Raw genomic sequence first — 1,571 nt, 5'->3', positions numbered from 1 at the left:
GATTTATCAATTCTTTTCGATGTGCCATAACCCACACTCTTTTGTGATGTGAGGTTGTTAATCTAGCCATTTCACTCATCATAGCTGTTTTACCAGAACCAGCAGCAGAAACTACCATGACGCTTTTTGAACCATTAGCAAGTGATTGTCGCGCTTCTGAAAGTAGTTTATTCTGATATGAATATAATTCAAAAGGCATTTTCCATGTATCTCCACTTATGTCCTGCTGACGTATAATTGTGCCTTTCAGCAGCCGACAAAGCCGGACCACTCACCCCGTTTTCACGAGAAGCTACTATGATGGTAGGATATATTTCCACCAAATCTCCGCTTATTGTAAACTTCTTAATTCTTCTCCCTCTCGTTTTGTTAGCTGTTCTTGTTTTCCAAGCGTTTTCAATTCTATGACCGTATGTTAAGTTCTCCTGTGAACTGCACCACTCCAAATTGTCTAAACGATTGTTTGTAACGTCTTCGTCAAGATGATTAACCTGAGGCTTGTTATTTGGATTGGGAATAAATGTTTCGGCAACAAGCCTGTGAACAGCAATTTGCTTAACTTTTGTTCCTCTCGATAAATGAACTAATAGATATCCTTTACCATGATCAACGGGGGTCAATATTCTTTCATCTTGAAAATGGTTAGCATAATTTATACGAGCAAGACTTTTTACACGTCCTAAATTAGATATCTGATATTGTCCCTCGTATCCTTCAATATTCTTCCATATTTCTTGCAAATCATTAAGCCTCCCAATCAAACAATTTATCGAAATCAGCACGTTTGCGACCGTCAATTTGATTCTTTGCATATTCGTTTGCTGAATTTGTCAAAGTCCAATAACGTTCTTTCTTTTCTTGATCATATTTGATATGCGTCACTGCATGAACGGTTCCCATAAAGTAATTATTCACACTATCTCGTAGATCTGGTTGGAATGGCGTAATTTTCTGACCGCTTTCAAGCCAAATTTCACCGTTGCGTTGCCATGCTGTGTAGATGACATTTTTGTCTTTCAATCGACTATCAATGTATGACAGCATTTTAATTAGCTGATTACTATACTTGCCGTAGTCTTGCATTGAATTAATACCGTGATTCTTACCTTCATCGGCCGCATTAACAAACCAAACTTTTTCCAGTGCGCTTAAATTATCAAACACAATTGTTTTAAATTCGCTATTTGAGACATATTCGATAAACTCATTGATTTCAGCGAGAATCTTACTGTAATCTTCAATGTAGAATCGCTCCACGACACCGTCTTTATCGACATTATCCAAAACCTTATCTGTATTATCTAAAGTAAGTAGTGCTACCGGTCCCGGTGCAAATCGTGTTACTGATGTTTTACCATCGCCTTGTTTACCGTAAATCAATACTCTGAACGGCGTTTTAACACCTTTTTCTCGTTTTTTCATTTATTTCACCTGTGCATGTGTTCGTTCAATAACTGCCACACCCTTAACTTTTCCACCGGTATTGATAAACGCCTTTAATTTCGCCTTATCAGGTGTCTTTGTTTCTTTAACGTTGATAAATTCATCTGGAATACGTGATGTTTCTGGAT

At 37.5% G+C, this 1,571-nt stretch carries 3 protein-coding genes; all 3 read right to left on the bottom strand.

Annotated features, from left to right (window positions below):
* Positions 1–199, bottom strand: a 199-nt coding sequence (locus BMG01_RS10470) for a DEAD/DEAH box helicase family protein (RefSeq protein WP_158084730.1), incomplete at its 3' end; no start/stop codon positions are given.
* The gene (locus tag BMG01_RS10465; RefSeq protein ID WP_198941274.1) at positions 189–740 is read right to left on the bottom strand and encodes an NUMOD4 domain-containing protein; all 552 of its coding nucleotides are present in this window, start codon (positions 738–740) and stop codon (positions 189–191) included. The genes BMG01_RS10465 and BMG01_RS10470, both read right to left, overlap by 11 nt.
* 4 nt (positions 741–744) lie before the next feature.
* Positions 745–1,422: an AAA family ATPase gene (locus BMG01_RS10460; protein ID WP_084013495.1), complete on the bottom strand. Its 678-nt coding sequence runs from the start codon at positions 1,420–1,422 to the stop codon at positions 745–747.
* Between the last annotated feature and the right edge of the window lie 149 nt (positions 1,423–1,571).

This window comes from Leuconostoc sp. BM2, assembly GCF_002095565.1.
Taxonomy (GTDB): domain Bacteria; phylum Bacillota; class Bacilli; order Lactobacillales; family Lactobacillaceae; genus Leuconostoc; species Leuconostoc falkenbergense.
This window is presented reverse-complemented; position numbering and strand designations above follow the sequence as displayed.

Bases quoted from the DNA above. Each gene is read 5' to 3' on its own strand.
- BMG01_RS10460 (WP_084013495.1), bottom strand. From the start codon at position 1,422: ATGAAAAAACGAGAAAAAGGTGTTAAAACGCCGTTCAGAGTATTGATT.